Source organism: Micromonospora sp. GCM10011541, from assembly GCF_042650725.1.
In the GTDB taxonomy this organism is placed as follows: domain Bacteria; phylum Actinomycetota; class Actinomycetes; order Mycobacteriales; family Micromonosporaceae; genus Micromonospora; species Micromonospora sicca.
On sequence record NZ_JBHSBP010000056.1, the window covers coordinates 1 to 694 of the forward strand.

1 pseudogene is annotated in these 694 nt (G+C 79.3%); it reads left to right on the plus strand.

Features of this window, described 5'->3' with window-relative positions:
* Positions 1 to 667 (plus strand): annotated as a pseudogene (locus tag ACFOYX_RS24650) (acyltransferase); the annotation flags it as partial.
* Between the last annotated feature and the right edge of the window lie 27 nt (positions 668 to 694).

Here is a 694-nt window from a genome sequence, read left to right on the forward strand (position 1 = left end):
GCCCGGCGAGCGGCTGGACAACGCCGCGCCGCCGAGCTTGGCGCTGCTCGCCGTCGCCACCGCGCAGCTCGGGCTGATCCTGCTGCTCCAGGCCCCGGCGCGCCGCTGGCTGCGCCGGACCGGCCCGTGGCAGGCGGTGATCGCGGTGAACTCGGTGGTGCTGACCGTCTTCCTCTGGCAGCTGACCGCCGCCGTGCTGCTGATCGGCCTGCTGGACGCCGTCGGCGTGCTCCCCACCCCCCGGGTCGGCTCGGCGGCCTGGTGGGCGTGGCGGGTGCCCTGGCTGCTCGGCCTGGTCGGGGTGCTGGCGGCGCTCGTCGCCGTCTTCGGCCGGATCGAGGCCCGCAGCCGCCGGACCAGCCCGGCCAGGTCCGACACCCGCGCCCCCGGCCCCACCGCGTCCGGCACCGACGGCACCGGTCCGGCCCGGGCGCCGACCCCGGGCGGGGACACCGGGGGCGGGGACGCCGAGCCGCGCACGCCGTCCGTCCGGGCCGTGCTCGCGGTCGCCGGGTACGCGGGCGTGGTCGCCGGGTTGCTGCTGAACAGCCTGACCCGCAAGTCCGCCCCGGAGCCGCTGGGGCTGCCCGCCCCGGCGCTGGTGGCGTACCTGGCCGGGGCGGGGCTGCTGCGGCTGCTCAGGTCTGGGTGGGGAAGCCGAGGTTGACCCCGCCGTGGCGCGGGTCGAGCCAGC